Raw genomic sequence first — 26,565 nt, 5'->3', positions numbered from 1 at the left:
ACCTCGTACCGCGCTGCGCGGTGTCCTCGCTCTCTCCCACCCGCCGGCGGCCGTGGCGTACCTGCCACACCGCCAGGCGTGGGGGAATGCCCCGGACGGACTGCAAAAGCAGCGGCGTTCGAGCGCTGCGGCCGTGGCATGGAACAAGACTCGCCGGACCCTGTTTGCGGCTGTCCCCCGGGCCTGGCGGTCTGGAGGACCCCACACGGCCCCCGCGCCCAGCAGGAAAGGAATGACAGGGGACCGAGGGCCGCGCGCGGCCTGCTAGTCGTCGTCCTCGTCGTCGAGGCGGGCCAGCCAGGTGGCGAGGCGTTCGACGGGGACCTCGAAGTCGGGGTTGAGGTCGACGAACGTGCGCAGCTGCTCGGCGAGCCACTCGAAGGTGACCTCCTCCTCGCCGCGTCGCTTCTCCAGCTCCTCGATACCGCGATCGGTGAAGTACATAAGCACAGAATATGGCCCGGCCCCGCGAACTGATCGCGGGGCCGGGCCGGGTACTACGTCACGCGGCGGCGCAGCCGCCTCACGCGTCGAAGACCTCGTTGACCAGCTGCTGCTGCTCCGCCTGGTGGCGCTTCGCGGAGCCGACGGCCGGGGACGAGCCGTGCGGGCGCGAGATGCGGCGCAGGCGCTCGCCGTGCGGGATGTCCGCGCCGACGGCCAGGTCGAGGTGGTCGATCAGGTTGAGCGCGATGAACGGCCAGGCACCCTGGTTCGCCGGCTCCTCCTGCGTCCACAGGTACTTCTCGGCGTTCGGGTACTTGGCGATCTCCGCCTGGAGCTCCGCACCCGGCAGCGGGTACAGACGCTCGAGTCGGATGATCGCCGTGTCCGTTACGCCGCGCTTCTGACGCTCCGCCTCGAGGTCGTAGTAGACCTTGCCGGCGCAGAAGACGACCTTGCGGACGGCGGCCGGGTCGACCGAGTCGTCGCCGATCACCGGGCGGAAGCCGCCGGTGGTGAACTCCTCCGCCTTGGACGCCGCGGCCTTCAGGCGCAGCATCGACTTCGGGGTGAAGACGATCAGCGGCTTGTGGTGCGGGTTGTGGACCTGCCAGCGCAGCAGGTGGAAGTAGTTCGACGGCAGGGTCGGCATGGCGACCGTCATGTTGTCCTGCGCGCACATCTGAAGGAAGCGCTCGGGACGCGCGGACGAGTGGTCCGGGCCCTGGCCCTCGTAGCCGTGCGGCAGGAGCAGGGTGACACCGGAGTGCTGGCCCCACTTCTGCTCGGCGGAGGAGATGAACTCGTCGACGACGGTCTGCGCGCCGTTGACGAAGTCACCGAACTGCGCCTCCCACATGACCAGCGCGTCCGGACGTGCCAGCGAGTAGCCGTACTCGAAGCCCATCGCCGCGTACTCGCTGAGCAGCGAGTCGTAGACGTTGTAACGGGCCTGGTCCTCGGACAGGTAGAGCAGCGGCGTGTAGTCCTCGCCGGTCTCCTGGTCCACCAGCACCGCGTGGCGCTGGCCGAACGTGCCGCGGCGGGTGTCCTGGCCGGAGAGCCGGACGGGGGTGCCCTCCATCAGCAGCGAGCCGATGGCGAGGGTCTCGCCCATGCCCCAGTCGATCGTGCCGTCCTCGACGGACGCCGCCCGGCGCTGCATCTGCGGCATGAGCCGAGGGTGCACGGTGATGTGGTCGGGGATGTTGACCTGGGACTCGGCGATCCGCTTGACGACCTCCTGGGAGACCGCCGTGTTGATCGCGACCGGGAACTCGGCCTCGGCGTCCGGGACATGGGCCGGGGCCGGGTGGCTGGTGGCCTCGCGGACCTCCGCGAAGACCTTCTCCAGCTGGCCCTGGAAGTCCTGGAGCGCCTGCTCGGCCTCTTCCAGCGTGATGTCGCCGCGACCGATGAGCGACTCGGTGTAGAGCTTGCGCACCGAACGCTTCTTGTCGATCAGGTTGTACATCTGCGGGTTGGTGAACTGCGGGTTGTCGCCCTCGTTGTGACCGCGGCGGCGGTAGCAGATGAGGTCGATCACGACGTCCTTGTTGAACGCCTGGCGGAACTCGAAGGCGAGCCGCGCGACGCGGACCACGGCCTCGGGGTCGTCGCCGTTCACGTGGAAGATCGGCGCCTCGATCATGCGGGCGACGTCGGTCGCGTACATGGAGGAGCGGGAGGACTCCGGCGCGGCCGTGAAGCCGACCTGGTTGTTGATGACGACGTGGACCGTGCCGCCGGTGCGGTAGCCGCGCAGCTGCGACATGTTCAGCGTCTCGGCGACGACACCCTGGCCGGCGAAGGCCGCGTCACCGTGCAGCGCGATCGGCAGGACCGTGAAGTCCGTGCCGCCCTTGTTGATGACGTCCTGCTTGGCCCGGGCGACACCTTCGAGGACCGGGTCGACGGCCTCCAGGTGGGAGGGGTTGGCGACCAGGGAGACCTTGATCTGCTCGCCGTCGAGGCCGGTGAAGGTGCCCTCGGCGCCGAGGTGGTACTTCACGTCGCCGGAGCCGTGCATCGACTTCGGGTCGAGGTTGCCCTCGAACTCCCGGAAGATCTGGGCGTACGACTTGCCGACGATGTTCGCAAGCACGTTGAGCCGGCCGCGGTGGGCCATGCCGATGACGACCTCGTCGAGGCGCGACTCGGCGGCCGAGTCGATGACCGCGTCGAGCAGCGGGATGACGGACTCGCCGCCCTCCAGCGAGAAGCGCTTCTGGCCGACGTACTTGGTCTGCAGGAAGGTCTCGAAGGCCTCGGCCGCGTTCAGCCGGCGCAGGATGCGCAGCTGCTCCTCGCGCTCCGGCTTGGTGGTGGCGCGCTCGACCCGGTCCTGCAGCCACTTGCGCTGCTTCGGGTCCTGGATGTGCATGAACTCGATGCCCGTGGTGCGGCAGTACGACTCACGCAGCACGCCCAGGATGTCGCGCAGCTTCATCATCGACTTGCCGGCGAAGCCGCCGACGGCGAACTCGCGCTCCAGGTCCCAGAGCGTGAGGCCGTGCTCGGTGATGTCCAGGTCGGGGTGCTTGCGCTGGCGGTACTCCAGCGGGTCGGTGTCGGCCATGACGTGACCGCGGACCCGGTAGGAGTGGATCAGCTCGAAGACGCGGGCGGCCTTGGTGACGTCGTCGTCGTGCGAGGCGTCGATGTCCTTGAGCCAGCGGACCGGCTCGTAGGGGATGCGCAGCGACTCGAAGATCTCGTCGTAGAAGTTCTCCTCGCCGAGGAGGAGGTTGGACACGATCCGCAGGAACTCGCCCGACGCGGCACCCTGGATGACCCGGTGGTCGTACGTCGAGGTGAGGGTCATCACCTTGGAGATGCCCAGCTTGTTCAGGGTGTCCTGGGACGTGCCCTGGAACTCGGCCGGGTAGTCCATCGAGCCGACGCCCATGATGACCGACTGGCCGGGCATCAGACGCGGCACGGAGTGGACGGTGCCGAGGCCGCCGGGGTTGGTCAGCGAGACGGTGACGCCGGTGAAGTCGTCCATCGTCAGCTTGTTGTTGCGGGCGCGGCGGACGATGTCCTCGTAGGCCTGCCAGAACTCGAAGAAGTTCAGCGTCTCGGCCTTCTTGATGCCCGCGACGACCAGCTGGCGGTCGCCGTTCGGCTTCACCAGGTCGATGGCCAGACCGAAGTTCACGTGGTCGGGCTTGACCAGGGTCGGCTTGCCGTCCTTCTCGGCGAAGGACCAGTTCATCGACGGCATGGCCTTGATGGCCTGCACCATCGCGTACCCGATGAGGTGGGTGAAGGAGATCTTCCCGCCACGGGCGCGCTTGAGGTGGTTGTTGATGACGATGCGGTTGTCGAAGAGCAGCTTCACCGGGACGGCGCGCACGGACGTGGCCGTGGGCAGGTCCAGGGAGGCGTTCATGTTCTTCGCCACCGCGGCGGCCGGGCCGCGCAGCGTCACGAACTCGGGGCCGTCGGCCGGCTGGGCATCGACCTTGGCGGCCGGGGCCGGCTTGGTCGCGGCGGGCTTCGCCGGCTGTACCGGGGCGGGCGCGGGAGCAGCCTTGGCGGGCGCCGCGGGAGCCGGCGCCTGGGCGGCGGGCTGTGCCGGGGCTGCGGGCTGCGCCGGAGCGGCGGCGGCCGGGGCGGGAGCCGGCGCGGCTCCGTCGCCCTGAGTCTGCTTCGCTCCAGCGGCGGGGGCGTCCGCCGTGGCGGCCGCTCCCGGCTTGTAGTCGGCGAAGAAGTCCCACCAGGCACGGTCGACCGAATTCGGGTCCTGGAGGTACTGCTGGTAGATCTCGTCTACGAGCCACTCATTGGCGCCGAATGCAGCGGCAGGGTTCTGACCCTGCCCGGCTTGGTCGGTCGAGAGACTCGAGTTACTGGGGGACTGAGACGACACGGCGAGAACCGCCCTCTTCCGCTTCACAAGGTGATGGACAGCGGAAATAAAGGCTACGCCTCCCTGGCCGGGAGGTGCAGGCCGGGCGGGTCAACGTCGTGCAAGTCACACCGAACAGCGCGTTTCGGGGCCCGGAATGGCGGGAAACACGCATGGTTCGGTCGAGCCGGGGTACGCCTGACGGCGGTCACGGGCCTGGGCCCGCACCCTTACGGATCTCCGGCAACGTCCTGACCGGCAGCTTTCCGTGGCTCGGCACGTCGGCTTCCCGCGTCTCAGACCTCTTACACGCAGAATCCGCGCTTCCGGTTCGAACCATACGTCAAACGCGTGCCGGCCTGATCCCCGGAAGAGTGACCTGGATACGGCAGCCGTGTGCGGATTCGGCCACCCCGATGCGCCCGCCGTGCAGATCGACCGCCCAGCGCGCGATCGCCAGCCCCAGCCCCGTACCGCCGTCGCTGCCCGGGCCGTGCGGGGAGGGAACGCCGCCCCGGTTGAAACGCTCGAAGACACGGTGGCGCTCCTGCTCGGGGATGCCCGGGCCCTCGTCCAGCACCTCCAGGTCGAGCGACTCGGGGTACGGCCCGCGCCTGGCCCGCACGGTCACCCGGCCGTGCGGCGGGGAGTGCTTCACCGCATTGTCGATGAGGTTCGCCACCACCTGGTGGAGCCGCTCGGCGTCGGCGTGCGCCGTCAGCTCAGGCGGGGACACGTCCAGGTGCAGATGCACGTCGGTGCGGGTGTGATGGCCCGACCCGGAGGCCAGGCCGCGCCGGGAGGACGCCAGATTGGCCTCCTTCAGCACGCCGGACAGATAGGGCCACACCTCGAAGCGGGAGGCCCGCAGCGGCAGTACGCCGTTGTCGAGGCGGGACAGGTCCAGCAGCGTCTCCACCAGCCGGCCCAGACGCTCGGTCTGCTTCAGCGCCGTGCGCATCGTCTCGGGATCGGCGGCGGACACCCCGTCGACGACGTTCTCCAGCACGGCCCGCAGCGCGGCGATCGGGGTGCGCAGCTCGTGCGAGACATTGGCGACCAGCTCCTTGCGGTGCCGGTCCACGGCCTCCAGGTCGTCCGCCATGCGGTTGATCGTGGAGGCGAGGTCGCCGAGCTCGTCGCGGCGGTCGGCGCCACGCACCCGGCGGGTGTAGTCGCCGTGCGATATGCCCTTGGCGACGGTGTTCATCTCGTCCAGCGGCGCGGTCAGGCCGTGCGCCACGAACTGGGTGATCAGCAGGGTCGCGATGATCGTGAAGACCGTGATGAAACGCACCTCGGTCTTGCTGTGGAACGCCATCAGCATCAGACCGGTGGTAATGAGGACCGAGACCACCACGAGGGTGCTGAGCTTGGTCTTGATCGATATCGTGATCGAGGCGGTACTCAGCCGCTTTCCCGGCCCGCCGCCCTGCCGCCGTCTCATGGCGCCGGCGTCTCCAAGGCGTAGCCGACGCCGTGCACGGTACGGATGCGCTCTGCGCCGATCTTGCGGCGCAGCGCCTTGATGTGGCTGTCGACCGTGCGCGTGCCGGAGGCGTCCGCCCAGTCCCAGACCTCCGCGAGCAGTTGCTCACGGGAGAGGACGGCGCGTGGCGTGTTCGCCAGGCAGACCAGCAGGTCGAACTCGGTCGGCGTCAGGTGCACGTCCTCGGCCCTGACCCGTACACGGCGCTGCGCGTGGTCGATCTCCAGCTCGCCGAGGCGCAGGATTCCGCTGCGCGGTGTCACCGCGGCCAGGGCCGCCCGCTCCACACGGCGCAGCAGCACATGCACCCGGGCCGCGAGTTCGCGCATCGAGAACGGCTTGGTCATGTAGTCGTCGGCGCCGACGCCGAGCCCGACGAGCATGTCCGTCTCGTCGTCACGGGCGGTCAGCATCAGCACCGGTACGGGCCGCTGCGCCTGGACCCGGCGGCATACCTCGAGCCCGTCGAAGCCGGGCAGCATGACGTCCAGGACCATCAGGTCCGGCTGCCAGGCGTCCGCCGCGTCGACGGCCGCCGGGCCGTCGAGGGCGGTCTGCACCAGGAAGCCCTCGGCCCGCAGCCGTGCGGCGATGGCGTCGACGATCGTGGCGTCGTCCTCGACCACCAGCACCCGGCGCTGGGCTCCGGGAGTGGCCGCGACGCCGCCTTGCGTGGTGTGTGTCTGCTCCATCGCCCCGCCCTTGTACGCGTTCTCTGCGAGCTGCATCTGGTTCTGCTTCGAAGGTGGTTCCGGTGTGTAGTCCAGCAGCGTAAAGGCAGCGACGGCGTCCCGGCTACGCAGGGCGAACGGCGAGGTGGACCACGTCCGGTACGCCCCGGGCAAGGTGGACCTCTTCGGTTCTTACCCCGGTGAATCCGGCATTCCGCAACGCCTCCTCGAACGCGGCGGACGGCTGTGCGGACCATACGGCGAGCACGCCGCCGGGTTCCAACACCGCCTGACAGGCGGCGAGTCCGGCCGGCGAGTACAGCTCCCCGTTGTCCTCCGTGACCGTCCAGTCCGGGCCGTTGTCGATGTCCAGGCACAGGGCGTCGTAACGGTCCGCGGTCGAACCGATATGGCTCACCAGGTCCGTGTGAAGGATCACGCACCGTGGATCGCCGAGCGCCTCCCCCGAGATCGCGGCGAGCGGCCCGCCCCGGTGCCAGTCGATGATCGCCTCCTCGCGTTCGACCACCGCGATCCGCCGCCACGACGGCATGGCGGCGGCGTGGGCCAGCGAGAACCCGACCCCGAGACCGCCGATGAGGAGCCGCGGGGCGACGTTCCGGGTCCGGATCGCCCGGTGCGCGGCGTCGACGAGCAGCCGCTCGGACCGCCCGTCGGCCGTGTCCATCAGGAAGCACCCGTTGGCGATGATCTCGTACACCTTCTCCTCTCCCTCGCCCCGTCTGCGCAGCACCACCTCCCCGAATGGGCCCTCGCGCCGGTCGAGGGTGACGGGGGCGTTGGTGGCGGGGAACGGCATGGGACGACCTCCGGGGCGGCGATGGGTGACGACACGGATGGGGTCCATCTTGGCCGGGCTCCACCGAAGGGGACAAACCGCTGCCGCGCAGGAAAGCGCGCGGATGTGGCTCAGGCCGGGCGGTGGAACAGGCTCACCAGCGGTGCGTGGACGCGCCAGCCCAGGGACTCGTAGAGAGCGCGGCCGTCCAGGGTGCCGCCGAGCACGCCGACGGTCGCGCCGTGGTCGAGCGCGGCGTTGTGGAGGGTGTGCATCACAAACCGCCCGAGGCCCTTGCGGCGGTGCTCGGGGGCGGTCTCCACCTGGTCGACCACGGCCGTGCGCCCGGTCGGGGCGATCTGGGCGCGGGCCGCGAACGAGCCGTCGGCTCCTACGACCAGGGCCCGTACGACACCGCCGCGGCTCCAGGTCCGCAGGGTGTAGCCGTCGGGCACCACCGTCCGGTTTCGGCGCAGTTCGGTGGACATCAGCCAGCCGGGCCTGTCGACTGCCCAGTCGGGGCCCGCCCACTCGACGACGGAGTCGGGGTCGGTGAAGACCTTCAGCCACACCGTCGGCGCGGCGACTTCGGCGGCGACCTTCCGCACGGTGGCCTCGTCGTCCGCGGTCAGGACGTGGCGGGTGGCGTGCTTGACCTGGCCGACGTCGACGGTGAAACCCCAGGGTCTGCGCACCGGGTCGGCCGCGCCGCGCGATGCCACCCAGCCCCGGACCCAGGCGTGGACGATCTCCGCGGTCGATTCGAAGGACATAAGGGCTCCTCGGAAGCAGCAGTAATAGACGCAAACCAGCAATGCCTATTACACCGTGGCCCGCGGTGCCTTGGCCACCCCATTAATAGGGACCGGGGATTGGGAGGGACCGGCTCCGTGGGTCATGGCCGCGCCGCCTTCTCCCCGTGCACTGCCGTGTACTCGGCCGCCAGCCAAGGCCCCAGGTCCTCGACGAGGGTGCGGAGCACGACCGGGTCCGGCGTCGGGGTACGGGCCGCTGCTGCGGCCAGCCGCATCTGCTCCGCGCGCTGCGGACAGTGGAGCGCGAAGAGCTCCGCCGAGTCGTGCAGGTCGCTGGTCCAGCCGCCCCAGCGGGGCATGACCAGGGTGAACCCGGTCCGCACGATGCGCCGCGCGACCCTGCGGCACAGCGCCCGTCGCTCGGTGTCCGTCGCGGCGTTCCGCAGCCGCTCACGCCAGCGCGGCAGCACGAGGGCCAGGTCGCCGTTGGTCTCGCGGGCCAGCAACGAGGTGGGGCGCTGGGCAGGGAGGCGGACGGCGAGGTCCTGGCCCAGCAGCGGTGTGCACAGACAGGAGATGAAGAAGCCCAGGTCGTACCGCTCGAGTTCGCTCAGCGCCGCCCCGGCGCCGACGAGCAGTATGCCGACACCGTCGATCACGTCGAACGTCCCGTCGAGCACGGCCTCGGCCGCGTCGGCGTCCGCCCGGTCCCGGGCGGCGGGCTCCCCGTGCAGCACGAGCAGCAGATCCAGGTCGGAGACACCGGGCACGGCCGTGCCGCGCGGGATGCTTCCGTACAGATAGGCGCTGTGCAGGCGGCTGCCTTCGAAGTTGCCGGCGATCTCCGTCCGGGCGGCGGCCACCACCGGGGCGAAGTCGGCGGTGACGCGGTCGAGCGAGCCCTCGCGGGCGATGGTCCCGTCCGGGTTCAGTCCCCTGTGGTCCGCGGGCGCGGTGTCGTCCGTGGCGCCGCGTGTCGCCCTGTCCGGTCCGTACGGCCAACGACTCATGGAGGAACACTGCACCGCTTTCGGGCCTCCGCGACAGCTCATCGGACGGACCGTGCAGCTCACCGACCGCGCAGCGGCGGGGCAGCCGCTCGAGGCATGCCTCGTGGCGGCGCGGGCGCGAACGACGCGGGCGCGAACGATGCGCACCCGGGAAATTCTTCGGAGGCGCTCGATCTTCCGTTCCTCATCGGCCGGCACAACGGGCCAGGCATTGTCCGGGCCGGCCCACGATGCCGGGTCAGGAACCCTCACGGGGCCGGTCCTCGGTGCCGCACCGGTTGCCGGCCACCATGTCCACCACCGCGAGGCGCTCCGCTGCCGGTGGCCTGCCCGACGCTTCTTCTCCCCGGCTGTCGGGGGCGGTTCGATCCGGACGGCGCGTCGTGGGCGGGCTCGCCATCGGTGCGAGGCCCTGGCCCGTGCCCTGCATTCACCCGCCGCGGCGATCGCCGTGATCGTGGTGGTCGGCGAGCACTCGGTGGTGCAGTTCCCGCTCCTTCGCCGTGCGGCGTCGCGGAACGGATTTCGGTGATCGCTCACAGCGAACATGCCCTGGGGAACATTGGCGGGCTCATATGCATTGAGTCGGTACAGCTCAACTTGACTGCCTAAGGGGAGATCATGGCTGCCGATATCAAGGCGAACTCACCGCTCACTCTGCCCGTGCTGCCGCTCGACGACGAGGTCGTGCTGCCCGGCATGGTCGTGCCGCTCGACCTGTCCGACTCCGAGGTACGGGCCGCGGTCGAGGCCGCCCAGGCCGCCGCTCGTCCTTCGGGCAACAAGCCGAAGGTGCTGCTCGTTCCCCGCGTCGACGGCACCTACGCCGCAACCGGCGTGCTCGGCACCGTCGAGCAGGTCGGCCGGCTGTCCGACGGCGATCCCGGCGCGCTGATCCGCGGCGTCGGCCGCGTCCGTATCGGCGCCGGTACGACCGGCCCGGGCGCTGCCCTGTGGGTCGAGGGGACAGTGGTCGAGGAGACCGTTCCCGACCCGCTGCCCGGCGCCGTCACGGAGCTGGTCAAGGAGTACAAGGCGCTGGCCACCGACTGGCTGAAGAAGCGCGGCGCCTGGCAGGTCGTCGACCGGGTACAGCAGATCGACGGCATCTCGCAGCTCGCCGACAACTCCGGCTACTCGCCGTTCCTGACCACCACTCAGAAGCTCGAGCTGTTGGAGACCAGCGACCCCGTCGCCCGTCTCAAGCTCGCCACCGAGCAGCTGCGCGAGCACCTCGCCGAGCAGGACGTCGCCGAGTCCATCGCGAAGGACGTCCAGGAAGGCGTCGACAAGCAGCAGCGCGAGTTCCTGCTGCGCCGTCAGCTGGACGCCGTACGCAAGGAGCTGCGCGAGCTCAACGGCGAGTCCGAGGGCGACGAGTCCGACGACTACCGTGCCCGTGTCGAGGCCGCCGACCTGCCCGAGAAGGTCCGCGAGGCGGCGCTGAAGGAGGTCGAGAAGCTGGAGCGGGCGAACGACCAGTCGCCCGAGGGTTCCTGGATCCGCACCTGGCTCGACACCGTTCTCGAACTGCCGTGGAACGAACGCACCGAGGACGCCTACGACATCCGGGGCGCCAAGGCCGTGCTGGACGCGGAGCACGCGGGCCTGCAGGACGTGAAGGAGCGGATCACCGAGTACCTGGCGGTGCGCAAGCGGCGCGCCGACCGGGGGCTGGGCGTGGTCGGTGGGCGGCGCGGGGGCGCCGTGCTCGCACTCGTCGGACCGCCCGGCGTGGGCAAGACCTCGCTGGGCGAGTCCGTCGCGCACGCCATGGGCCGCAAGTTCGTGCGCGTCGCGCTCGGCGGCGTACGGGACGAGGCCGAGATCCGCGGCCACCGGCGTACGTACGTCGGTGCGCTGCCCGGCCGGATCGTCCGCGCGATCAAGGAGGCCGGCTCCATGAACCCGGTCGTCCTCCTCGACGAGATCGACAAGGTCGGCTCCGACTTCCGCGGCGACCCTGCCGCGGCACTCCTGGAGGTCCTCGACCCGGCGCAGAACCACACCTTCCGCGACCACTACCTGGAGGTCGAGCTCGACCTCAGCGACGTCGTCTTCCTCGCTACCGCCAACGTGCTCGAGGCCATTCCGGAGGCACTGCTCGACCGGATGGAACTGGTGCGTCTCGACGGCTACACCGAGGACGAGAAGGTCGTCATCGCCCGCGACCACCTCGTGCCGCGCCAGCTGGAGCGGGCCGGTCTGGAGACCGGCGAGGTGACCCTCGACGACTCGGCGCTGCGCAAGCTGGCGGGCGAGTACACCCGCGAGGCGGGCGTACGGAACCTGGAGCGGGCCGTCGCGCGGCTGCTGCGGAAGGTCGCGGCACAGCACGAGCTGGGTGACCGGGAGCTGCCGTTCACCGTCACGCACGAGGAGCTGCGCGGGCTGATCGGCCGGCCGCACCATGTGCCCGAGTCCGCCCAGGACCCGGCCGAGCGCCGCACCGCGGTGCCGGGCGTGGCCACCGGGCTCGCCGTCACCGGTGCCGGCGGGGACGTCCTGTTCGTGGAGGCGTCGCTCGCCGACCCGGAGACGGGCGCGTCCGGACTGACCCTGACCGGTCAGCTCGGCGACGTGATGAAGGAGTCCGCGCAGATCGCGCTGAGCTTCCTGCGCTCGCACGGCGCCGAGCTGGAGCTGCCGGTCGCCGACCTCAAGGACCGGGGTGTGCACATTCACTTCCCGGCGGGCGCGGTGCCGAAGGACGGCCCGAGCGCGGGCGTCACGATGATCACGGCGCTCGCGTCGCTGCTCTCCGGGCGCCAGGTGCGCACGGACGTGGCGATGACCGGCGAGGTGTCGCTCACCGGCCGGGTGCTGCCCATCGGCGGCGTGAAGCAGAAGCTGCTCGCGGCGCACCGGGCGGGCATCACCACGGTCGTGATCCCGAAGCGGAACGAGGCCGACCTGGACGACGTTCCGGCGGAGATCCTCGAGAAGCTCGAGGTGCACCCGGTGACGGACGTCCTGCAGGTGCTGGAACTCGCGCTTTCGGCGGCCGAGATCCCGGTGACGGCCGCGGCCTGACCGGCCCGGGGCAGGCAGCGGCCCGGCGGTGGGCATCCACCGCCGGGCCGCTGCCGTGCCCGTTCGTCCCGCACAATGGAGAGATGACCACCCTGCGGGCCGACTGCTCGAACTGCTTCGGGCTGTGCTGTGTCGCACTGCCCTTCGCCGCCTCCGCCGACTTCGCGGTGAACAAGGAGGCCGGTACACCCTGTGCCAATCTCCGCACGGACTTCGGCTGCGGCATCCACGAGCGCCTGCGCGACAGCGGTTTTCCCGGCTGCACCGTCTACGACTGCTTCGGTGCCGGCCAGCAGGTCTCGCAGGTCACCTTCGGCGGCACGAGCTGGCGGGACGCCCCGGAAACGGCCCGGCAGATGTTCGACGTCTTCCCCGTGGTCCGGCAGCTGCACGAGCTGCTCTGGTACCTGGAGGAGGCGCTGACCCTGAACGCCGCGCGCGAGGTGCACGCGGATCTGCGCCGGCAGCGGGACGTCGTGACCGACCTCACCCGGCTCGCGCCCGACGCCCTGGAGAAGCTCGACGTCGCCGCCCACCGCCAGGAGGTGAACGTCCTCCTGCTGAGGACGAGCGAGCTGGTGCGGGCCCAGGTCAAGGGCCGGAAGAAGGACCGCAGGGGCGCGGACCTGATGGGCGCCAGGCTCAGGAACGCCGATCTGCGGGGCGCCGGGCTGCGCGGCGCGTATCTCATCGCGGCCGATCTGACGGGTGCCGATCTTCGGTTGGCCGACCTCATCGGCGCCGACCTCAGGGACGCCGATCTGTCCGGCGCCGATCTGACCGGCTGCATCTTCCTCACCCAGCCACAGCTCAACGCGGCCAGGGGCGACGCGGCCACTCGCCTGCCGGACGGGCTGACCCGCCCCGCGCACTGGTCGTGAACGGGGAGGGCCACGGCCGGGTCGCGTGGCCGGATCAGCCGTTGGCGAGCGCCACGAGGCGGTCGTACGCGCCGTTGAACCTGTTGTGGCCGCCGACGATCGGCCCGGACGAGGTGTACTGCCACATCGTGCAGTAGGGCCAGCCGGCCGGCAGGGCGCCCGGCGTGTCCGACAGTAAGAGGCAACGGCCGCTGCCGTTGGTCTACGCCTGCGAAGATACGGCGGAGCTGCGGCAACACCGGCCGCCGGAGGAAACTTTCACGACCAGGAAAGCGTGCGAGGGGTGCTGACGTGCACGAAGGCAGTACGGCGGGTGAAGCCGACCCGAGGAGCGGGAGCGGCGCGGACCAGGAGTTCCTGGCACTGGAGCGCGAGTTGGCCGTCTTTCTGCGCCGCGCCAGGGCGTCCTCCGGCGAAATGGCCCGTGAGGTCCACCCCGAGCTCGAACCCGCCGCCTACGGACTGCTCGTCCGGCTGGAGGAGGCGGGGCAGCAGCGGGCGACCGAACTGGCCGGCTACTTCGGCGTCGGCAAGGCGACCATGAGCCGTCAGCTGCGCGCCCTGGAGGAGCTCGGCCTGGTCACCCGCGAACCGGACCCGGCAGACGGCCGCGCCTCCCTCGTACGGCTCACGTACGAAGGCGTGGCCCGCTTCCGCCATGTGCGCGACGCCCGCCGGGACCGGTACCGCAGCAAGCTGGCCGGCTGGGACCGCGGCGAGGTCGCGGAGCTCGCGCGGCTGCTGCATCAGCTGAACGCGCGCGCGGAGAGCTGACGTCCCGCCCGCGTGGCGCTTGCCGCGACCCCGCCCCGAACCCGGGCTGCGCCCCGGGCCCCGCGCCGCCCCCGGCCCCGCGCCGCCCTCCGGGCGGCATACCGGGACGACTGGCGGCGTGGCGTACCCCAGGGCCGGATCTGCCGCGCGAGGGACGGTTCAGTCGGTCCGGCGCCGGCGGACTCCGTACGGAGCGCAGTACCGGAGTCCGGGGCGAAAGCCCGGATTCCGGGAACGGGGGTCGCACCCGCGCCGCCACGCCAGGGGGAGGGCGGGTAGGGGAACGGCCCCGCGCAGCGGCATCCCGCAGCCGCCCGGCCCGTCACAGCTCCACGAACACCGCCGACGCGTCGTCGTGGAGCTTCCACCGGATCACCCCGGTACGCGCCTGTGCCGCCGCCTCCAATTCCCGCACCCGGTCGATCAGGCCCTGCGCACCCTCCTTGCGCAGCAGCGCCACGCACTCCGCCCAGTCGCCCTGCGAGAACATGTCCACCCAGCGCGACGCGCCGTCGGTGAGCGCGACCACCGAACGCACCTGCCCGCGCGGGACGCTGCCCGCGACCGCGCGCGCCGCCACCGACGGATCCGCCGCCGCCGTGAAGAACCCGCCCTCGGCGTTCCGCAGTGCGTCCGCCAAGGCATGCGTCCGCAGCGCCGCACGCGGCAGGCGGTCCAGTCGGTCGTCCAGCACCGGGCGCACCACGCCCTCGGGGGTCTCCAGCAGCAGGGTCGAGTCGGAGAGCACCAGATACTCCACGTCCTGATCCGGCCCGCCCCAACGCGCGAGGACCACCGTTGCCTGAGGGGTGCGAACGTGAGAAAGATCACAGGTGTCGCGATGGGTGTCCGCGGTGCGCCGGATTGATTTCGCGAGAACTTCCCGAAGAGTCAGGTCGCGCCGCGAACCGGACAGTTCGACCAAGGCGCCGCCCAGTCGTGCGGTGAACCACGGCACGGTGTGCACACATCCCGCGTCGTCCTGCGGCGGTGTCACACCGTCGAGCACCACCGCCGTGCCGCCTCGCCCCGAAGCGGGCAGGGTGACGGACGCCCAGTCCTCGTTGGGGCGTTCGGGGGAACCGGGGGAGGTGGCGAGCTCGATACGCATGGATCCAGTCTGCATGGGTCCTTCACAAAGGCCTCACGGTACGGGCATTGGCCCGTACCGGCAGGTCAGAGCGGGTGCTTCGTCCCGATTGGGGGGCTGTGCGAAGCTGCGGGCGGGCATCCTGTCAAAGGCTCGCCGGAAGGTCCAACCCGTGGACGCCGCAGGGCACCGTGGGCCGCAGCCGGAAGTTGTTCGCCAACTCCTGAGTGTTGTTCACTCGTTCGGGTGGCGGAGCGGCCGATGCGCGCCTCCCTCCCAAAGGCACTGGAATGGTCGGAAGCCGTACCAGGGGTGGGGCTTTCACGTGTGACCGGTCGTCATCTCTGCTTCAAGGGTGGACGAGTCAAGCAAGATTGCGAGCACCGGTGCAGATGAAGCGGCCTCGGGGCAACGGCGGCAGGCCCACTGGAACCCCGTCCACGGGAGGCCCGGGCGGCCACCGGGCCCCGGCCTCTCCCCAACCGATCCCGGCACCCCGTGATCCGGACACGGTCGCGCAGACCGCGGTAGCGGCAGTCCCGCGGCCCGCTGACGAGCAGGTACCGGCCGGCCGTCCCCGGCGGGTCCGCAACCGGCTCGTCGCAGGCGTCGCCGTCACCGTCCTCCTCGTCGTCGGGGCCGGGGCCCCCGGCATCCTCGCGAGCTCCGCGGACCTGACCGAGTCCCAGCGGCTGGTCACCCTTGCCGCGCTCGACCGGCAGGCCGTCACGCTCGCCCACTCGCTCGCCGACGAACGCGACGAGGTCACCGCGTACATCGCGGCAGGCCGCGACGACCAGGGCGGCGACAAGAAGGACCGCCGAAAGATCTCCGGCAGTCTCAGCGCCCGCGTCGACCGGCAGATCGACGAGATGCGCGACGCCTTGGACACCGACCGCGCGGACCTGCGCCACTCGCTCGCCTCCGTGCCCTCCGTCCGCCGCGCCGCACTCACCGGCAAGGGCACCGCGCTCGAGGCGCACCAGGCCTACACCACCGTCATCTCCGCCCTGCACGCGCTCGCGGGCGAACTCGCCGACCGGACACCACCCCGCGCCGCGGAGGCCACCAGGGCCCCCGCCGAGCTCGGCCTCGCCGTGGAGCAGGCCTCCGCCGCCCGCGGGCTGCTGCTCGCTGCGCTCGCCGTGCCGCAGCCGGAACCGGTGATCGGCTACGACCCGGTCACCGGCCTCCCCGTGGAGAACGCGGGCGAGGACACCGGCGCCGACGCCCGTGCCCGGAACGCCCTCACCGCCGCCGCGCAGCAGGCCCGGGTGCGTGAACTCGCCGCCCTCGCCGACTTCGACCAGGCTGCCGGGAAGGCGGCCCGGGACAAGGTCGACGCCACCGTCACCGGTCCCGAGGTCAAGACCGCCGAGACCTATCTGGCCCGCCTCACCGACCGGCCCGAGCTCTCCGACTCGGAACGCGGCACCGACCCCGCGAAACTGGAGGCCGCGCTCACCGCCCGTATCGAGCAGATGCGGGGCGCGGAGTCGTCCCTCGCCACAGAACGCACCGCGCGGTTCGAGCAGCTGCGCGACGACGACCTCACCGCGCTCGAGATCCGTATCGCACTCCTCGGCGGGCTGGTCGTGGTCACCGTCGGCGTGCTCGCCGCCGTCTCCCGTACGCTCACCCGCCCGCTCGCCGTCCTGCGCATCGGCGCGGCCCGGCTCGCTGACGCGCCCGACCCGCAGGCCGAGGAACCGGTCCGCTTCACCGGCCGCAACGACGAGTTCGCCCAGGTCGTACGGTCCCTCAACGACCTGCACGGCAAGCTCCGCGACCTCGGCACGCGGGCCGGCCGGCTGGAAGGCGAGCGGGGCGACCTCATCGGTACCCGGGAGGCGCTCGAGGCCGAACTCGCCGCGGCACGCGCCGAGCTGCGACAGCGCACCGAGGAGATCGGCACCGAACTCGACCGGCTGCGCCACACGGTCCACCACACGTTCGTCAACCTGTCGCTGCGCACCCTCGGCCTCGTCGAGCGGCAGCTCGGCGTCATCGAGAAGCTGGAGGAGCGCGAGCAGGACCCGGAGCGCCTCGCCACGCTCTTCAAGCTCGACCACATGGCCACCGTCATGCGCAGGCACAGCGAGAACCTCCTGGTGCTCGCAGGCACCGAGCACGGACACGGCCATGTCGGGCCCGTCCCGCTCGTCGACGTGCTGCGCGCCGCGGTCAGCGAGATCGAGCGCTACGAGCGGGTCGTCATCCAGTCCCTGCCGCCGCACGCCCAGGTCGCCGGCTTCGCCGCGGACGACCTCAGCCACCTTGTCGCCGAACTCCTCGAGAACGCCACGTCGTTCTCGCCGCCGGACGCCCAGGTCGAGCTGTCCGGCTGGCTGCTGGAGAGCGGAGAGGTCATGCTCTCCGTCCAGGACGCGGGTATCGGCATGACCGCAGGCCGTATCGCCGAGATCAACGCGCGGCTCGAGGACCCGGAGTCGTACGAGGCCGAGCCCCCGGCGGGCCGCGAGGGCGAAGGCCTCGGTCTGCGGGTCGCCGGGCTGCTGGCGGCACGCCTCGGCGTACGGATCCAGCTGCGCGAGCACAAGCAGGGCGGGATCACGGCGGTGGTCGTCGTGCCGGGGGCACTGCTGCCGACCGGGCCGCCTGCGGCGGGCGGCCACCAGGCCCCGGTTGCGGGCGGGGCCCCGGCCCTGAACCTGCCGGGCTCGGTCGCAGAGGCCAACTCCAACGCCCTGCCCGCCAACGCCCGCCGTTCGACCACGCCGCCGCCCGCGGGCCCGCACGCGTCCGCCGGCCCGGAGCCGGACGTGTCCCTCGGACGCGACCCGGACCTGACCGTCGGCCAGGACCCGGCCTCCCAGGCGGACCCGGACGCCCACGAGGCGGCCCCGGCCGTCCCGACGTCCGCGGAGGACCGCGCCGGCGTCTCGGAGGCGGCCGACGTCGACGTTTCCGTGGCCCCGGCCGGTGGCCCGGACCGGGTCGGTCCCGAGGACGCTGCCGTCGCCCCGGGCCTCGCTGAGGACCCGGCGGCCCTCGACCCGGCGGACCACAAGGACGTCGCCGTCGACCCTGCCCAGGCCGACCACGAGAGCGTTGCCGGCGGCCCGGACCTGGCCGGCGGCCCGGCCCCGGGCGCGTCCATCGGCCACGACCCGGCCCCGGCCTCGGACGCCGACCCGGACGCCTACGAGGCGGTCCCCGCCGTCCCGGCGTCCGAGGACGCCGGCGTCGACGTGCCGGGCCTGACGGTGGGCACGGACCCCGCCGAGCCGACGGACCCGGCCGCCGCCGACGGTCCGTTCGCCCACGCGGCGGCGTCACCCGGCACGGACGTGCCCGCCGGCGAGGCCGTGGCCGGTGATCCGGCCTTCGCGGAGGGCCGGGCCGTCGTTCCGACCGCGGACCAGGTCGGCCACGAAGACGCGGGCACGGCTTCCCGAACGGCACCCGAAGAGGCCATCGCGTCGGAGCCCGGTGGGGACGTGGCGGAAGCCGCCCCGGTGCCGGGCTTCGCGCACGAGCCCGAGCCGGACCCGTTCGTCAAGGCCGCCGAGCGGGCCATCGCCGCTGCGGCAAAGCCGGACACGCACGAGCGGACGGCCGACGGCGATCCGGCGAAGGCCGGCGTCGACCAGGTGACGTTCGCGATGCGGCTTCCGCAGCCGCAGGCGCCCGAGGAGGAGCCGGAGGAACCCGCCGTCTGGGACCGGGTCACCGACAAGGGCCTGCCCAAGCGGACCCCGAAGTCGCTCACGCCCGCCACCGCCCCGAGCGGGCGTACCGGGAGCGTCGACGCCGAGGCCCTGCGCCGCCGGCTCGGTGGCTTCCACCAAGGCGCGAAGGACGGCCGCCGGGACGCCGAGGCGGAGATCGCTCAGAGATCGGAGAGCGCCGAGAAGGCCGAGAACGCACACACCGAAGCGGAGACGGGGGACACAGTCGAGGAGGCACGCAGTTGACTGCGACCGGCACATTCGGGCTGAGCAGCGAGGCTCGCAACCTTCAATGGTTGCTGGGCAATCTGGTGGAGGAGGTGCCAGGCGTCCACTCCGTCGCCGTCGTCTCTTCCGACGGTCTGCTGCTGCTCTCCTCCGACCCCGGCCGGAGCGCGGCCCCGGCCGCCCACCGCGACGGCCCGAGGGGCTCCAGCGCGGACCTCGCCACGATCGTTTCCGGTATCGGCAGCCTCACGATCGGCGCCGCGGGCCTGATGAACGGCGGAGGCGTCAAGCAGACCATGGTCGCCATGGAGGAGGGCAGCCTCTTCGTCATGTCCATCAGTGACGGCTCCCTGCTCGGCGTGCATGCCACGCCCGACTGCGACATGAGCGTCGTCGCCTACCACATGGCCCTCTTCGTGGGCCGTGCCGGACACGTACTCACCCCCGAAGTCCGCAGCGAACTGCGCAAATCGATGGAGAGTGGTCTGTGATGTCCGCCCCCAAGCTGCCCCTGCGCGGCGACGGCAAACGCCCCGCCCGGGTCCGTCCGTACTCCCTCACCGGCGGCCGCACCCGCTTCGGGCACGTGCTGCTCGTCGAGACGTTCGTCGCAGCGCTGGAAGCGCCGCCGGAGCGCCGGGAGCTGCCGGGCGGCAACCTCGTCTCGCGCGTCATGCCCGAGCTGCGGGCGATCGTCGAACTGTGCCGCCGGATGCGTACCGTCGCCGAGATCTCGGCGCTGCTCAAGATGCCGCTCGGTGTCGTGCGGGTGCTGCTCAGCGACCTGGCGGACCAGGGAAAGATCCGCGTATACGGGACCGGTCACGGCGCCGGCCAGCCCGACCGCGCACTGCTCGAAAGGGTGTTGAGTGGACTCCGCCGCCTCTGACACGCTCCTCGTCCGCCCCCAGGCCGGCCCCGGGACCGAACCCGAAGAGGCGCTGCAGCCCTGGCAGTTGGACACCACCCGCGCCCCCATCGCGACGAAGATCGTCGTCGCGGGCGGTTTCGGCGTCGGCAAGACGACGTTCGTCGGCTCCGTCTCCGAGATCACGCCGCTGCAGACAGAGGCGCTGATGACCAGCGCGAGCGAGGACACCGACGACCTCGCCGCCACGCCCGACAAGGTCACCACGACCGTGGCGATGGACTTCGGCCGGATCACGCTCGACGACGACCTGGTGCTGTACGTCTTCGGTACGCCCGGCCAGCAGCGGTTCTGGTTCATGTGGGACGACCTGGTGCGGGGGGCGATCGGCGCGATAGTGCTCGCCGACACCCGGCGGCTGCCGGACTGCTTCCCGGCGCTCGACTATTTCGAGAGCTGCGGACTGCCGTACGTCGTCGCCGTCAACCACTTCGAGGGGTCGACCGCTTACGAGGCGGAGGACGTACGGGAGGCCCTGACGGTCCCGCCGCACGTGCCGGTCGTGATCATGGACGCCCGTAACCGGATCACGGTGATCGAGTCGCTGCTGGCGCTGGTCGCCCACGCCCTCGAAGCCACCCCCGAATAGCCTCCCGAACACGCAACCCCGATCGCGCCCCGAACCGCGACGCAGAACCACGGAGAACCCCCGCCATGCGGAAGATACTCATAGTCGGAGCAGGTCAGTCCGGCCTCCAGCTAGCTCTCGGCCTCCAGTCGAAGGGCTACGAGGTCACCCTGATGTCCAACCGCACGGCCGACGAGATCCGGGCCGGCCGGGTCATGTCCACCCAGTGCATGTTCCACACCGCGCTGCAGCACGAGCGCGACCTGGGCATCAACTTCTGGGAGTCCCAGGCCCCCAGGATCGAGGGCCTCGGCGTCTCCGTCGCCGCTCCGGACTCGAGCCGTGCCGTCGACTGGGTCGGCAAGCTCGACGGCTACGCGCAGTCCGTCGACCAGCGCGTGAAGATGGCCGGCTGGATGGAGGCCTTCGTCCAGCGTGGCGGACAGCTCGTCATCCACGGGGCGGCCGTCTCCGACCTGGACTACTTCTCCCGCACCTACGACCTCGTGCTGGTGTCGGCCGGCAAGGGCGAGCTGGTCTCGATGTTCGGCCGGGACGCGTCACGCTCCCCGTACACGGAGCCGCAGCGCGCGCTCGCAGTCGCGTACGTCCACGGCCTCGGCCCGCGCCCCGAGCACCCCGACTTCGACGCGGTGCGCTGCAACCTGGTGCCGGGCGTCGGCGAGCTGTTCGTCATGCCGACGTTCACCACGTCCGGCCGAGCGGACATCCTCTTCTGGGAGGGCGTCCCCGGCGGTCCGCTCGACGCCTTCCAGGGCGTCAAGGACCCGGCGGAGCACCTTTCCCTGACGTTGGAGCTGATGGAGAAGTTCACGCCCTGGGAGTACGCGCGGGCCACCAAGGTCGAACTGACCGACGCGGGCGGCACGCTCGCGGGCCGTTACGCCCCCACCGTCCGCAACCCGATCGGCCGGCTGCCCGGCGGCGGGCTGGTCCTCGGCGTCGCGGACGTGGTCGTCGCCAACGACCCCATCACCGGCCAGGGCTCCAACTCGGCCTCCAAGTGCGCGGCCTCCTACCTCGCCTCCATCACCGAGCACGGCGACAAGCCGTTCGACGAGCAGTGGATGCAGGGCACGTTCGACCGGTACTGGGAGACGGCGCAGCACGTCACCAAGTGGACCAACGCGATGCTCGGTGTGCCCCCGGAGCACGTCCTCAACCTGATCGGCGCGGCCGGTCAGCTCCAGCCGGTCGCGGACAGGTTCGCCAACGGCTTCAACGACCCGTCGGACTTCGAGAACTTCTTCTACGACCCGGAGAAGACCGGCGCCTACCTGGCGTCCGTCTCCGGCGCCTGACAAGCCGCTGACCTGCTGTCGAAGGGGTGCTGTTGGTGGCTGGTGGTGACCATCGGCATCCCTTTTACGGCCCAGGGACGGCCCGAGTCGTCCCCGGAGGAGTAGCGCTCAGCACTCCTTCTCAGGGTGCCGAGCAGCCTTCTTCGCAGCCTGCTCCAGCTTGTACCGCGACACGTTCTCTTGCGCCGCGTACTCGGTGACCGCTGAGAGGAAGCACTCCGCGGCCAATGGGTTCGGGTGCCGACAGGTAGCTGTGCCGAGTGGGTGGTGTGCCCACACGTTCCGGGTTCGCCGTTACGGGCGCAGGGCAGCCCCAGGCTGTGTCAGGGCACGAGGAGTCCGCGGGGGGCGGCGGGCGGGGTGTAACGACGGGGAGCGCGGATTGGAAGGCCGGCACCCGTGCGGCCGGCCGGTGCCTGGGCCGTCCGTGTACTCCACGGATGCGGGGAATCGTGTCCAGCAGCGGCGTCAGCTGGGTGATGTCGTGACGGTTTCCGCTGGTCAGCGAGACGGCGAGTGGGGTTCCGTGCCGGTCGGTGATCAGGTGGTGCTTGCTGCCCAGACGCGCGCGGTCGACCGGCGAAGGTCCGGTGTGAGCCTTTGAGGGCCCTGACATGCGAGCCGTCGACTGCCGCGTCGCTCATGTCCAGCAGGCCCGCGGACCGCAGCTCGGCCAGCAGCACCTCGTGCAGCTGCGGCCAGACACCGGCCTCGGTCCAGCCCCGCAGACGCCGCCAGGCCGTCACACCACTGCAGCCGACCTGCTCAGCCGGAACATCCCGCCAGCTCACGCTCTTGCACGGCACGTAAACGATGCCCCGCAGCGCAGTGCGGTCATCCGCCGGCAACCGCCCGGGATACCGATGCCGCCGCGGCGGATGAGCAGGCAGGAGCGGAGCCACACGTTCCCACAGGTCATCAGGCACAAGATCAGCAGACACCCAACAGATCTTGCCGACGCAACACCCAACTGCCAAGCGCGACAACGAACTTCATTCTGAAACGATCAGTTAAAGGGCGCGAACGAGCGTCTGACAGGCGGCAGGACGCTTCTGCCCGCCATCCCAGCCTCGGGGACGGCGGGCAGAAGCGTGCGCGTCGTGGTTACGGGGCGGTGATGTAGACGGCCTCCTCCGTGAAGTAGCCGTATTTCGTGTTCAGGGTGATGTAGCTGTCCGCTTTAGGGAAAGTGCTGGGGTTGGATATGGTGTCCCCGTAGCAGGCGACTCGCGTGTTCGCGGGGATCGGCTTGTTGGTGCAGGTGTCATTCCGCAGGATTGTGGTTCCATTCTTCTGGAAGACCACAGCCTCCAGGTACACGGTGGTCGGGGCGTTGTTCACCACGATGGCCACGCCCTGAAACGTGTTATTGCTGGGGTTACGGATGATGCACGTCTGCATCTTGATGTTGACCGAGTACTTGTGCGCCGTGGTGGGGCCGCACTGGTAATCCGAGGGCGCAGACCACGGCTGCCAGTTCGGAGCGGCCGAGGCGGGAGCGGCGCTCAGGGCGAGGGCGCTCACCATGAGCGCCCCGACAGTGGCAACCTTGCGTCGCGTGATACCAGACATGACACCTTCTCAATTCTCCACGTGAAGCGCCCGCTTCACGGAAACCGGGCACTAGGTGATCACGGTTGATCGTCCGCAATCTACGCCATGGCAAGCACATGCGACAAAGAGAAAAGGACCATCAAGGTCTACGCTGCTGACCCGTTCGCGTCAACCGCCGGGAGCAGCACCCCGGCTTCTGGGACTGGGCCGCCACCGCCCACCTCGCCGACGTCGCCACCGTGGTCCGGCTCCGCGAGGCCGGAGCGCGATGCTGGACGCTCATCCCGCACCCCGAGGAGCACCACCCGTGATCACCATCGACGGCCGCCCCGTCCTCGCGATTCCCCGCATCCGTGGAGTACACGGACGGCCCAGGCACCGGCCGGGCCGCCTGCTCGCCGACCGCGGCTACGACAAGTACCGCCGCATCCTCCGGGCCCGCGGCATCACCCCGAAGATCGCCCGCAAGGGCACAGCGCACGGCTCCGGCCTGGGCCGCACCCGCTGGGTCGTCGAGCGAACCTTCGCCTGGCTCCACCAGTTCAAACGCCTTCGGATCCGCTACGAGATACGCGCCGACCTCCACCTCGGCCTGCTCCAACTCGCCTGCAGCATCATCTGCTTGAGACGCCTTCGAACCTCATTCTGAAACGATCAGTTAAACCGTCATCCCTTGTGATCTCGGGCTCATAGCCGTCTCAGGGTGAGTGTCTAACTGCGTGACAACGAGGGCGCACTCACGCGGACGCCCACGGACGCTCACGAACTCCCGCCGCAGGTCAGTGGGCTATCCTGAGCAGACCCCCTATGCGCCCGATTTGCTTCGGGATCCCACCGCAAGAGCGGCCGTCATAACGCGAAGCAAGGGGGGTTGCGAGAGCCCTAAGTGCGAGGGGCACCCCAAAGAACGAACCACCGCGGGCCTGCCAATCCTGCAGGTTGACCACGTACGTGACCTGACCAAGGGTGGGCCCGATGTTCCATGGAACATGATCGCCCTTTGCCCGAACTGCCACGCACTGAAGACCTACGGCGAGAACCGGGACAAGCTCCGCCGCCTCCTCGCAGTAACAGCAAAGCAGCTACACGAAGAGGCGCTCAGGTAAAGCGCCGTTCCCCTCCTATGTGGCTCGGAGGGAGGAGAGCCTTGCGCGTCCGCTTGCCCCCGGCCGGGCCGGAGGTACCGCCTCCGGCCCGGCCGGGGACCGGCTCGTGGAGGGGCCGTGTCACAGGGGGGATACCCGGCGGGCCGGTTCGGCGCGCGGCCGGGTGTTCGGTCGCCCGCCGCAGCGCGAAGCGATCCGCGCCGAAGGCTGGGCAGAAGGAGCCCGGAAGGCGGGCCGTGCCGGCGCGAGGCCGGCCCGTCCGCGGCGCCTCCTCGCCTACCGCGGCTAGGCCGCGCCGCCGCCCGGCTTGGACCAGGGCCATTTCAGCTCGCGGCGCTCGACGCCGCCGGGGGCGTACTCGTACTTCCAGCCGCGCTGAAGGCCGAGTCTCCTGGTGTAGCCGGAGGGGACGCGGCGGTAGGCGTGGACCGTGGGTGGGGTGCCGTCGTCGTTCGGGACGGGGACCTTGTACCACTTCGGGGGGTGACCGGTGGGGCCGACCAGGACGGGCAGCACGCGGCCGTCGAGGGGGCCGCCCTCGAAGGGGGTGTTCTCGCTTCTCACCGGACCAGTCTCACAGCAGGTGCGCGGCCCCGCCCACGACGGGCCCCAGCCTGCGCACCAGCGTGCCGACGGGGCCGTCGGCGGTCTCCTGCGCGAGGAGGTCGGCGACCACGGCCGCCGTCTCCTCGTCGGTCGCCGCCGTCGCGGTGAGCAGCGCGACGAGATGGTCGACGAGCCATTCGCGCAGCTCGCCCGCCGCCGGCTGTTTGTCCTCGTCCAGCCAGATCAGCGACGCGGCCTCGACGGACGCGATCCAGGTGCGGACCATCATCCCGAGGCGCGGCCCCGGCCGGTCCACCCCGAGGTGGACCAGGATCTGTTCGGCCGCCGCCCGCCGCACCTCGTCGACGATCGCCGTCGTACGGGAGGTCTCCGCGACGCTCCCCCCGCGCAGCAGCGCGCTGAAGCCGGCGTCGTGCTCGTCGACGAAGACGAGATAGCGGTCCAGGACGCGGGTCAGCCGCTCGGTCGGCGGCCCGGCCTGCGGTTCGGCGAAGCACTGCTCGAGCCGGTCGGCGGCCGACCGCAGGGCCGCCTCGTACAGCTGTTGCTTGCCGCCGGCGAAGTACCGGTAGACGAGCGGCCTGGACACCCCGGCCGCCTCCGCCACGTCGTCGAGCGAGATCTCCTCCGGAGGCCGGTGCGCGAAGAGGGTGAGCGCCGCCGCGAGCAGCTGCTCGCGGCGCTCCTCGACGGTGAGCCGTCGGTACGCGCGGGTCGTGGGAGCGGGACCGGTCATGCTCCGCAGCGTAACCGCAGGGTGTGCGGCACCCCGCATGTGATCACGCGAGAAGTCCGGAACTCTTCCACAGTCTGCGGCCGGCCCCGCGCAGCACCCCGATGTCGTCGAGGAAGTCGGTCAGTCTGCGGGCGCCGGTCTGCATGACCTCCCGGCGGTGCCCGCTCGCCTTCACCTGGGCGACGGACTGGCGGCGGTCGAGGCCGACGTTCTCGTACACCTGCGGGTTGACGAAGCAGACGCTGAAGACACGGGCCGCCTCGCCGCAGCTGAGCCGGGTGAACTCCTGCTCCCAGCGCGGCGCGGTCACCATCTGCCGGCGCAGCTCCTCACGGGCGTACCGCACATGGCGGGCCTCCTCGACGACATGGATACGGGTGACGCCGCGCACCAGCGTCTGCACCCGCTCGTCGGGGAAGGTGAGGCGCTGCATCCAGTCGAGGATCTCCTCGCCGAGGAGGGTCGCGGCGAACGAGCCGGGGGTCGTGGAGACCGCCTTCAGTACGCGGGCCATGTTGTGGTAGACCCGCGGCACCCGGTACGACGGGGTCCCGCCCTTCTCGATCATCCTGGCGAACATCATCGAGTGCCGGCACTCGTCCGCGATCTCGGTGAGCGCGTAGCGGACGTGGTTGCTGGTCACCGACTTGTCGTAGATGTGGCGCACCAGCAGCTGCATCAGGATGATCTCGAACCAGATCCCGAGCGAGGCGAGCGACGCGGCCTCGTGCCGGGCGAGGTCCATCCGCTGCTCCTGCGACATCTTCCGCCACAGCGGGGTGTCGTAGAGGGAGACCAGCTCCGGGGGCCAGAACCACTTGCCCTCCTCGATCGGCGACTCCCAGTCGAGCTCCTTGTCCGGGTCGAAGGAGTGCTTGGCCGAGGACTCGAGCAGGCGCGCGGCGACCTGCTCCCGGTCCCGGAGCGGGCCGAGGGCGTCGCGGAGCAGCTGCACGTCGCGGTCGGTCACTGTCGTCATGGCTGAGGGCACCTCGCGAGTGGGGATCACCGGCTTCCGCTGCTATGAGACTCCCCGTCAGTAACCGCGTCAATCCCCTGTGCACG

At 70.8% G+C, this 26,565-nt stretch carries 21 protein-coding genes and 4 pseudogenes; 11 read left to right on the top strand and 14 right to left on the bottom strand.

Annotated elements, in window-relative coordinates; genetic code table 11:
• Positions 1-264 precede the first annotated feature (264 nt).
• The 7 genes from IE198_RS30305 to IE198_RS30275 all read right to left on the bottom strand — a co-directional run bounded on the left by IE198_RS30305 (position 265) and on the right by IE198_RS30275 (position 9,021).
• Complete coding sequence (locus IE198_RS30305) at positions 265-444, bottom strand: DUF6104 family protein (protein WP_030049542.1); 180 nt, start codon at positions 442-444, stop codon at positions 265-267.
• Positions 445-523: 79 nt separating this feature from the next.
• Complete coding sequence (locus tag IE198_RS30300; protein ID WP_189892381.1) at positions 524-4,318, bottom strand: multifunctional oxoglutarate decarboxylase/oxoglutarate dehydrogenase thiamine pyrophosphate-binding subunit/dihydrolipoyllysine-residue succinyltransferase subunit; 3,795 nt, start codon at positions 4,316-4,318, stop codon at positions 524-526.
• 322 nt (positions 4,319-4,640) lie between these two features.
• Positions 4,641-5,744 carry a HAMP domain-containing sensor histidine kinase gene (locus tag IE198_RS30295; protein ID WP_189892378.1) on the bottom strand — a complete coding sequence of 368 codons (1,104 nt, stop codon included), beginning with the start codon at positions 5,742-5,744 and terminating at the stop codon, positions 4,641-4,643.
• Positions 5,741-6,478 (bottom strand): response regulator transcription factor, encoded by a 738-nt coding sequence (locus IE198_RS30290; protein ID WP_100111355.1) that lies wholly within the window; start codon positions 6,476-6,478, stop codon positions 5,741-5,743. The genes IE198_RS30295 and IE198_RS30290 overlap by 4 nt, the downstream gene beginning before the upstream one ends.
• A gap of 103 nt (positions 6,479-6,581) precedes the next feature.
• Positions 6,582-7,277 carry a spermidine synthase family protein gene (locus IE198_RS30285; RefSeq protein ID WP_189892416.1) on the bottom strand — a complete coding sequence of 232 codons (696 nt, stop codon included), beginning with the start codon at positions 7,275-7,277 and terminating at the stop codon, positions 6,582-6,584.
• A gap of 110 nt (positions 7,278-7,387) precedes the next feature.
• Complete coding sequence (locus IE198_RS30280) at positions 7,388-8,029, bottom strand: GNAT family N-acetyltransferase (RefSeq protein WP_189892376.1); 642 nt, start codon at positions 8,027-8,029, stop codon at positions 7,388-7,390.
• Positions 8,030-8,151: 122 nt separating this feature from the next.
• On the bottom strand, positions 8,152-9,021 hold the full coding sequence (locus IE198_RS30275; RefSeq protein ID WP_229834491.1) for a nucleotidyltransferase domain-containing protein: 870 nt from the start codon (positions 9,019-9,021) through the stop codon (positions 8,152-8,154).
• Between the two features lie 621 nt (positions 9,022-9,642).
• Between IE198_RS30275 and lon the strand changes: the two genes are divergently transcribed.
• Positions 9,643-12,054 (top strand): endopeptidase La, encoded by a 2,412-nt coding sequence (gene lon, locus IE198_RS30270; protein WP_189892374.1) that lies wholly within the window; start codon positions 9,643-9,645, stop codon positions 12,052-12,054.
• Positions 12,055-12,137: 83 nt separating this feature from the next.
• On the top strand, positions 12,138-12,935 hold the full coding sequence (locus IE198_RS30265; RefSeq protein ID WP_189892372.1) for a pentapeptide repeat-containing protein: 798 nt from the start codon (positions 12,138-12,140) through the stop codon (positions 12,933-12,935).
• A 34-nt stretch (positions 12,936-12,969) separates the two neighbouring features.
• On the opposite strand, the pseudogene IE198_RS30260 reads toward IE198_RS30265, so the two are convergent.
• Positions 12,970-13,101 (bottom strand): annotated as a pseudogene (locus IE198_RS30260) (lysozyme); the annotation flags it as partial.
• A gap of 125 nt (positions 13,102-13,226) precedes the next feature.
• On the opposite strand from IE198_RS30260, the gene IE198_RS30255 reads away from it, so the two are divergent.
• Positions 13,227-13,709, top strand: a complete 483-nt coding sequence (locus tag IE198_RS30255) for a MarR family winged helix-turn-helix transcriptional regulator (RefSeq protein WP_189892370.1) — start codon at positions 13,227-13,229, stop codon at positions 13,707-13,709.
• Positions 13,710-14,031: 322 nt separating this feature from the next.
• On the opposite strand, the gene IE198_RS30250 is transcribed toward IE198_RS30255, so the two are convergent.
• Positions 14,032-14,820: a hypothetical protein gene (locus tag IE198_RS30250; RefSeq protein WP_189892412.1), complete on the bottom strand. Its 789-nt coding sequence runs from the start codon at positions 14,818-14,820 to the stop codon at positions 14,032-14,034.
• A gap of 365 nt (positions 14,821-15,185) precedes the next feature.
• On the opposite strand from IE198_RS30250, the gene IE198_RS30245 reads away from it, so the two are divergent.
• The 5 genes from IE198_RS30245 (at position 15,186) to IE198_RS30225 (ending at position 21,537) form a co-directional block, all read left to right on the top strand.
• A complete protein-coding gene (locus IE198_RS30245; RefSeq protein ID WP_373300022.1) occupies positions 15,186-18,737 on the top strand; it encodes a sensor histidine kinase in 3,552 nt (1,183 codons plus the stop codon).
• Positions 18,734-19,210, top strand: coding sequence for a roadblock/LC7 domain-containing protein (locus IE198_RS30240; protein ID WP_189892365.1), 477 nt, complete (start codon positions 18,734-18,736; stop codon positions 19,208-19,210). The genes IE198_RS30245 and IE198_RS30240 overlap by 4 nt, the downstream gene beginning before the upstream one ends.
• The gene (locus IE198_RS30235) at positions 19,210-19,608 is read left to right on the top strand and encodes a DUF742 domain-containing protein (protein ID WP_189892363.1); all 399 of its coding nucleotides are present in this window, start codon (positions 19,210-19,212) and stop codon (positions 19,606-19,608) included. The genes IE198_RS30240 and IE198_RS30235 overlap by 1 nt, the downstream gene beginning before the upstream one ends.
• On the top strand, positions 19,589-20,236 hold the full coding sequence (locus IE198_RS30230) for a GTP-binding protein (RefSeq protein WP_189892361.1): 648 nt from the start codon (positions 19,589-19,591) through the stop codon (positions 20,234-20,236). Before IE198_RS30235 ends, IE198_RS30230 begins: the two co-directional genes overlap by 20 nt.
• Positions 20,237-20,301: 65 nt before the next feature.
• Entirely contained in the window at positions 20,302-21,537 is a 1,236-nt protein-coding gene (locus IE198_RS30225; RefSeq protein WP_189892359.1) for a styrene monooxygenase/indole monooxygenase family protein, read from the top strand.
• A 406-nt stretch (positions 21,538-21,943) separates the two neighbouring features.
• Here the strand turns inward: IE198_RS30225 and IE198_RS30220 are convergent.
• Positions 21,944-22,478, bottom strand: a pseudogene (locus IE198_RS30220) (IS5 family transposase); the annotation flags it as partial.
• Between the two features lie 163 nt (positions 22,479-22,641).
• Entirely contained in the window at positions 22,642-23,109 is a 468-nt protein-coding gene (locus IE198_RS30215) for a hypothetical protein (protein WP_189892356.1), read from the bottom strand.
• 206 nt (positions 23,110-23,315) lie between these two features.
• Between IE198_RS30215 and IE198_RS36780 the strand changes: the two are divergent.
• From IE198_RS36780 to IE198_RS30205, 3 genes and pseudogenes are all read left to right on the top strand, one after another.
• Positions 23,316-23,402 (top strand): annotated as a pseudogene (locus IE198_RS36780) (hypothetical protein); the annotation flags it as partial.
• A gap of 26 nt (positions 23,403-23,428) precedes the next feature.
• Positions 23,429-23,740, top strand: a pseudogene (locus IE198_RS30210) (transposase); the annotation flags it as partial.
• 58 nt (positions 23,741-23,798) lie between these two features.
• On the top strand, positions 23,799-24,197 hold the full coding sequence (locus tag IE198_RS30205) for an HNH endonuclease signature motif containing protein (protein ID WP_189892354.1): 399 nt from the start codon (positions 23,799-23,801) through the stop codon (positions 24,195-24,197).
• Positions 24,198-24,482: 285 nt separating this feature from the next.
• Here the strand turns inward: IE198_RS30205 and IE198_RS30200 are convergent, their stop codons facing one another.
• Genes IE198_RS30200 through IE198_RS30190 form a run of 3 tightly spaced genes read right to left on the bottom strand, consistent with a single transcriptional unit; the run spans position 24,483 to position 26,479 of the window.
• Positions 24,483-24,761, bottom strand: coding sequence for a DUF8847 domain-containing protein (locus tag IE198_RS30200; protein ID WP_189892352.1), 279 nt, complete (start codon positions 24,759-24,761; stop codon positions 24,483-24,485).
• 10 nt (positions 24,762-24,771) lie between these two features.
• A complete protein-coding gene (locus IE198_RS30195) occupies positions 24,772-25,500 on the bottom strand; it encodes a TetR/AcrR family transcriptional regulator (protein ID WP_189892350.1) in 729 nt (242 codons plus the stop codon).
• A 43-nt stretch (positions 25,501-25,543) separates the two neighbouring features.
• A complete protein-coding gene (locus IE198_RS30190) occupies positions 25,544-26,479 on the bottom strand; it encodes an AurF N-oxygenase family protein (protein WP_189892348.1) in 936 nt (311 codons plus the stop codon).
• Positions 26,480-26,565: the final 86 nt, after the last annotated feature.

This window comes from Streptomyces xantholiticus, from assembly GCF_014651015.1.
GTDB classification, from domain to species: domain Bacteria; phylum Actinomycetota; class Actinomycetes; order Streptomycetales; family Streptomycetaceae; genus Streptomyces; species Streptomyces xantholiticus.
This window is presented reverse-complemented; position numbering and strand designations above follow the sequence as displayed.

What these genes read in the sequence shown, in the direction of transcription:
- IE198_RS30195 (WP_189892350.1), bottom strand. Translation starts at nt 25,500, where the DNA reads ATGACCGGTCCCGCTCCCACGACCCGCGCGTACCGACGGCTCACCGTC.
- IE198_RS30225 (WP_189892359.1), top strand. Translation starts at nt 20,302, where the DNA reads ATGCGGAAGATACTCATAGTCGGAGCAGGTCAGTCCGGCCTCCAGCTA.
- IE198_RS30235 (WP_189892363.1), top strand. Translation starts at nt 19,210, where the DNA reads ATGTCCGCCCCCAAGCTGCCCCTGCGCGGCGACGGCAAACGCCCCGCC.
- IE198_RS30190 (WP_189892348.1), bottom strand. Translation starts at nt 26,479, where the DNA reads ATGACGACAGTGACCGACCGCGACGTGCAGCTGCTCCGCGACGCCCTC.
- IE198_RS30295 (WP_189892378.1), bottom strand. Translation starts at nt 5,744, where the DNA reads ATGAGACGGCGGCAGGGCGGCGGGCCGGGAAAGCGGCTGAGTACCGCC.
- IE198_RS30250 (WP_189892412.1), bottom strand. Translation starts at nt 14,820, where the DNA reads ATGCGTATCGAGCTCGCCACCTCCCCCGGTTCCCCCGAACGCCCCAAC.
- IE198_RS30305 (WP_030049542.1), bottom strand. Translation starts at nt 444, where the DNA reads ATGTACTTCACCGATCGCGGTATCGAGGAGCTGGAGAAGCGACGCGGC.
- IE198_RS30275 (WP_229834491.1), bottom strand. Translation starts at nt 9,021, where the DNA reads ATGAGTCGTTGGCCGTACGGACCGGACAGGGCGACACGCGGCGCCACG.
- IE198_RS30215 (WP_189892356.1), bottom strand. Translation starts at nt 23,109, where the DNA reads ATGTCTGGTATCACGCGACGCAAGGTTGCCACTGTCGGGGCGCTCATG.
- IE198_RS30290 (WP_100111355.1), bottom strand. Translation starts at nt 6,478, where the DNA reads ATGGAGCAGACACACACCACGCAAGGCGGCGTCGCGGCCACTCCCGGA.
- lon (WP_189892374.1), top strand. Translation starts at nt 9,643, where the DNA reads ATGGCTGCCGATATCAAGGCGAACTCACCGCTCACTCTGCCCGTGCTG.
- IE198_RS30285 (WP_189892416.1), bottom strand. Translation starts at nt 7,277, where the DNA reads ATGCCGTTCCCCGCCACCAACGCCCCCGTCACCCTCGACCGGCGCGAG.
- IE198_RS30265 (WP_189892372.1), top strand. Translation starts at nt 12,138, where the DNA reads ATGACCACCCTGCGGGCCGACTGCTCGAACTGCTTCGGGCTGTGCTGT.
- IE198_RS30280 (WP_189892376.1), bottom strand. Translation starts at nt 8,029, where the DNA reads ATGTCCTTCGAATCGACCGCGGAGATCGTCCACGCCTGGGTCCGGGGC.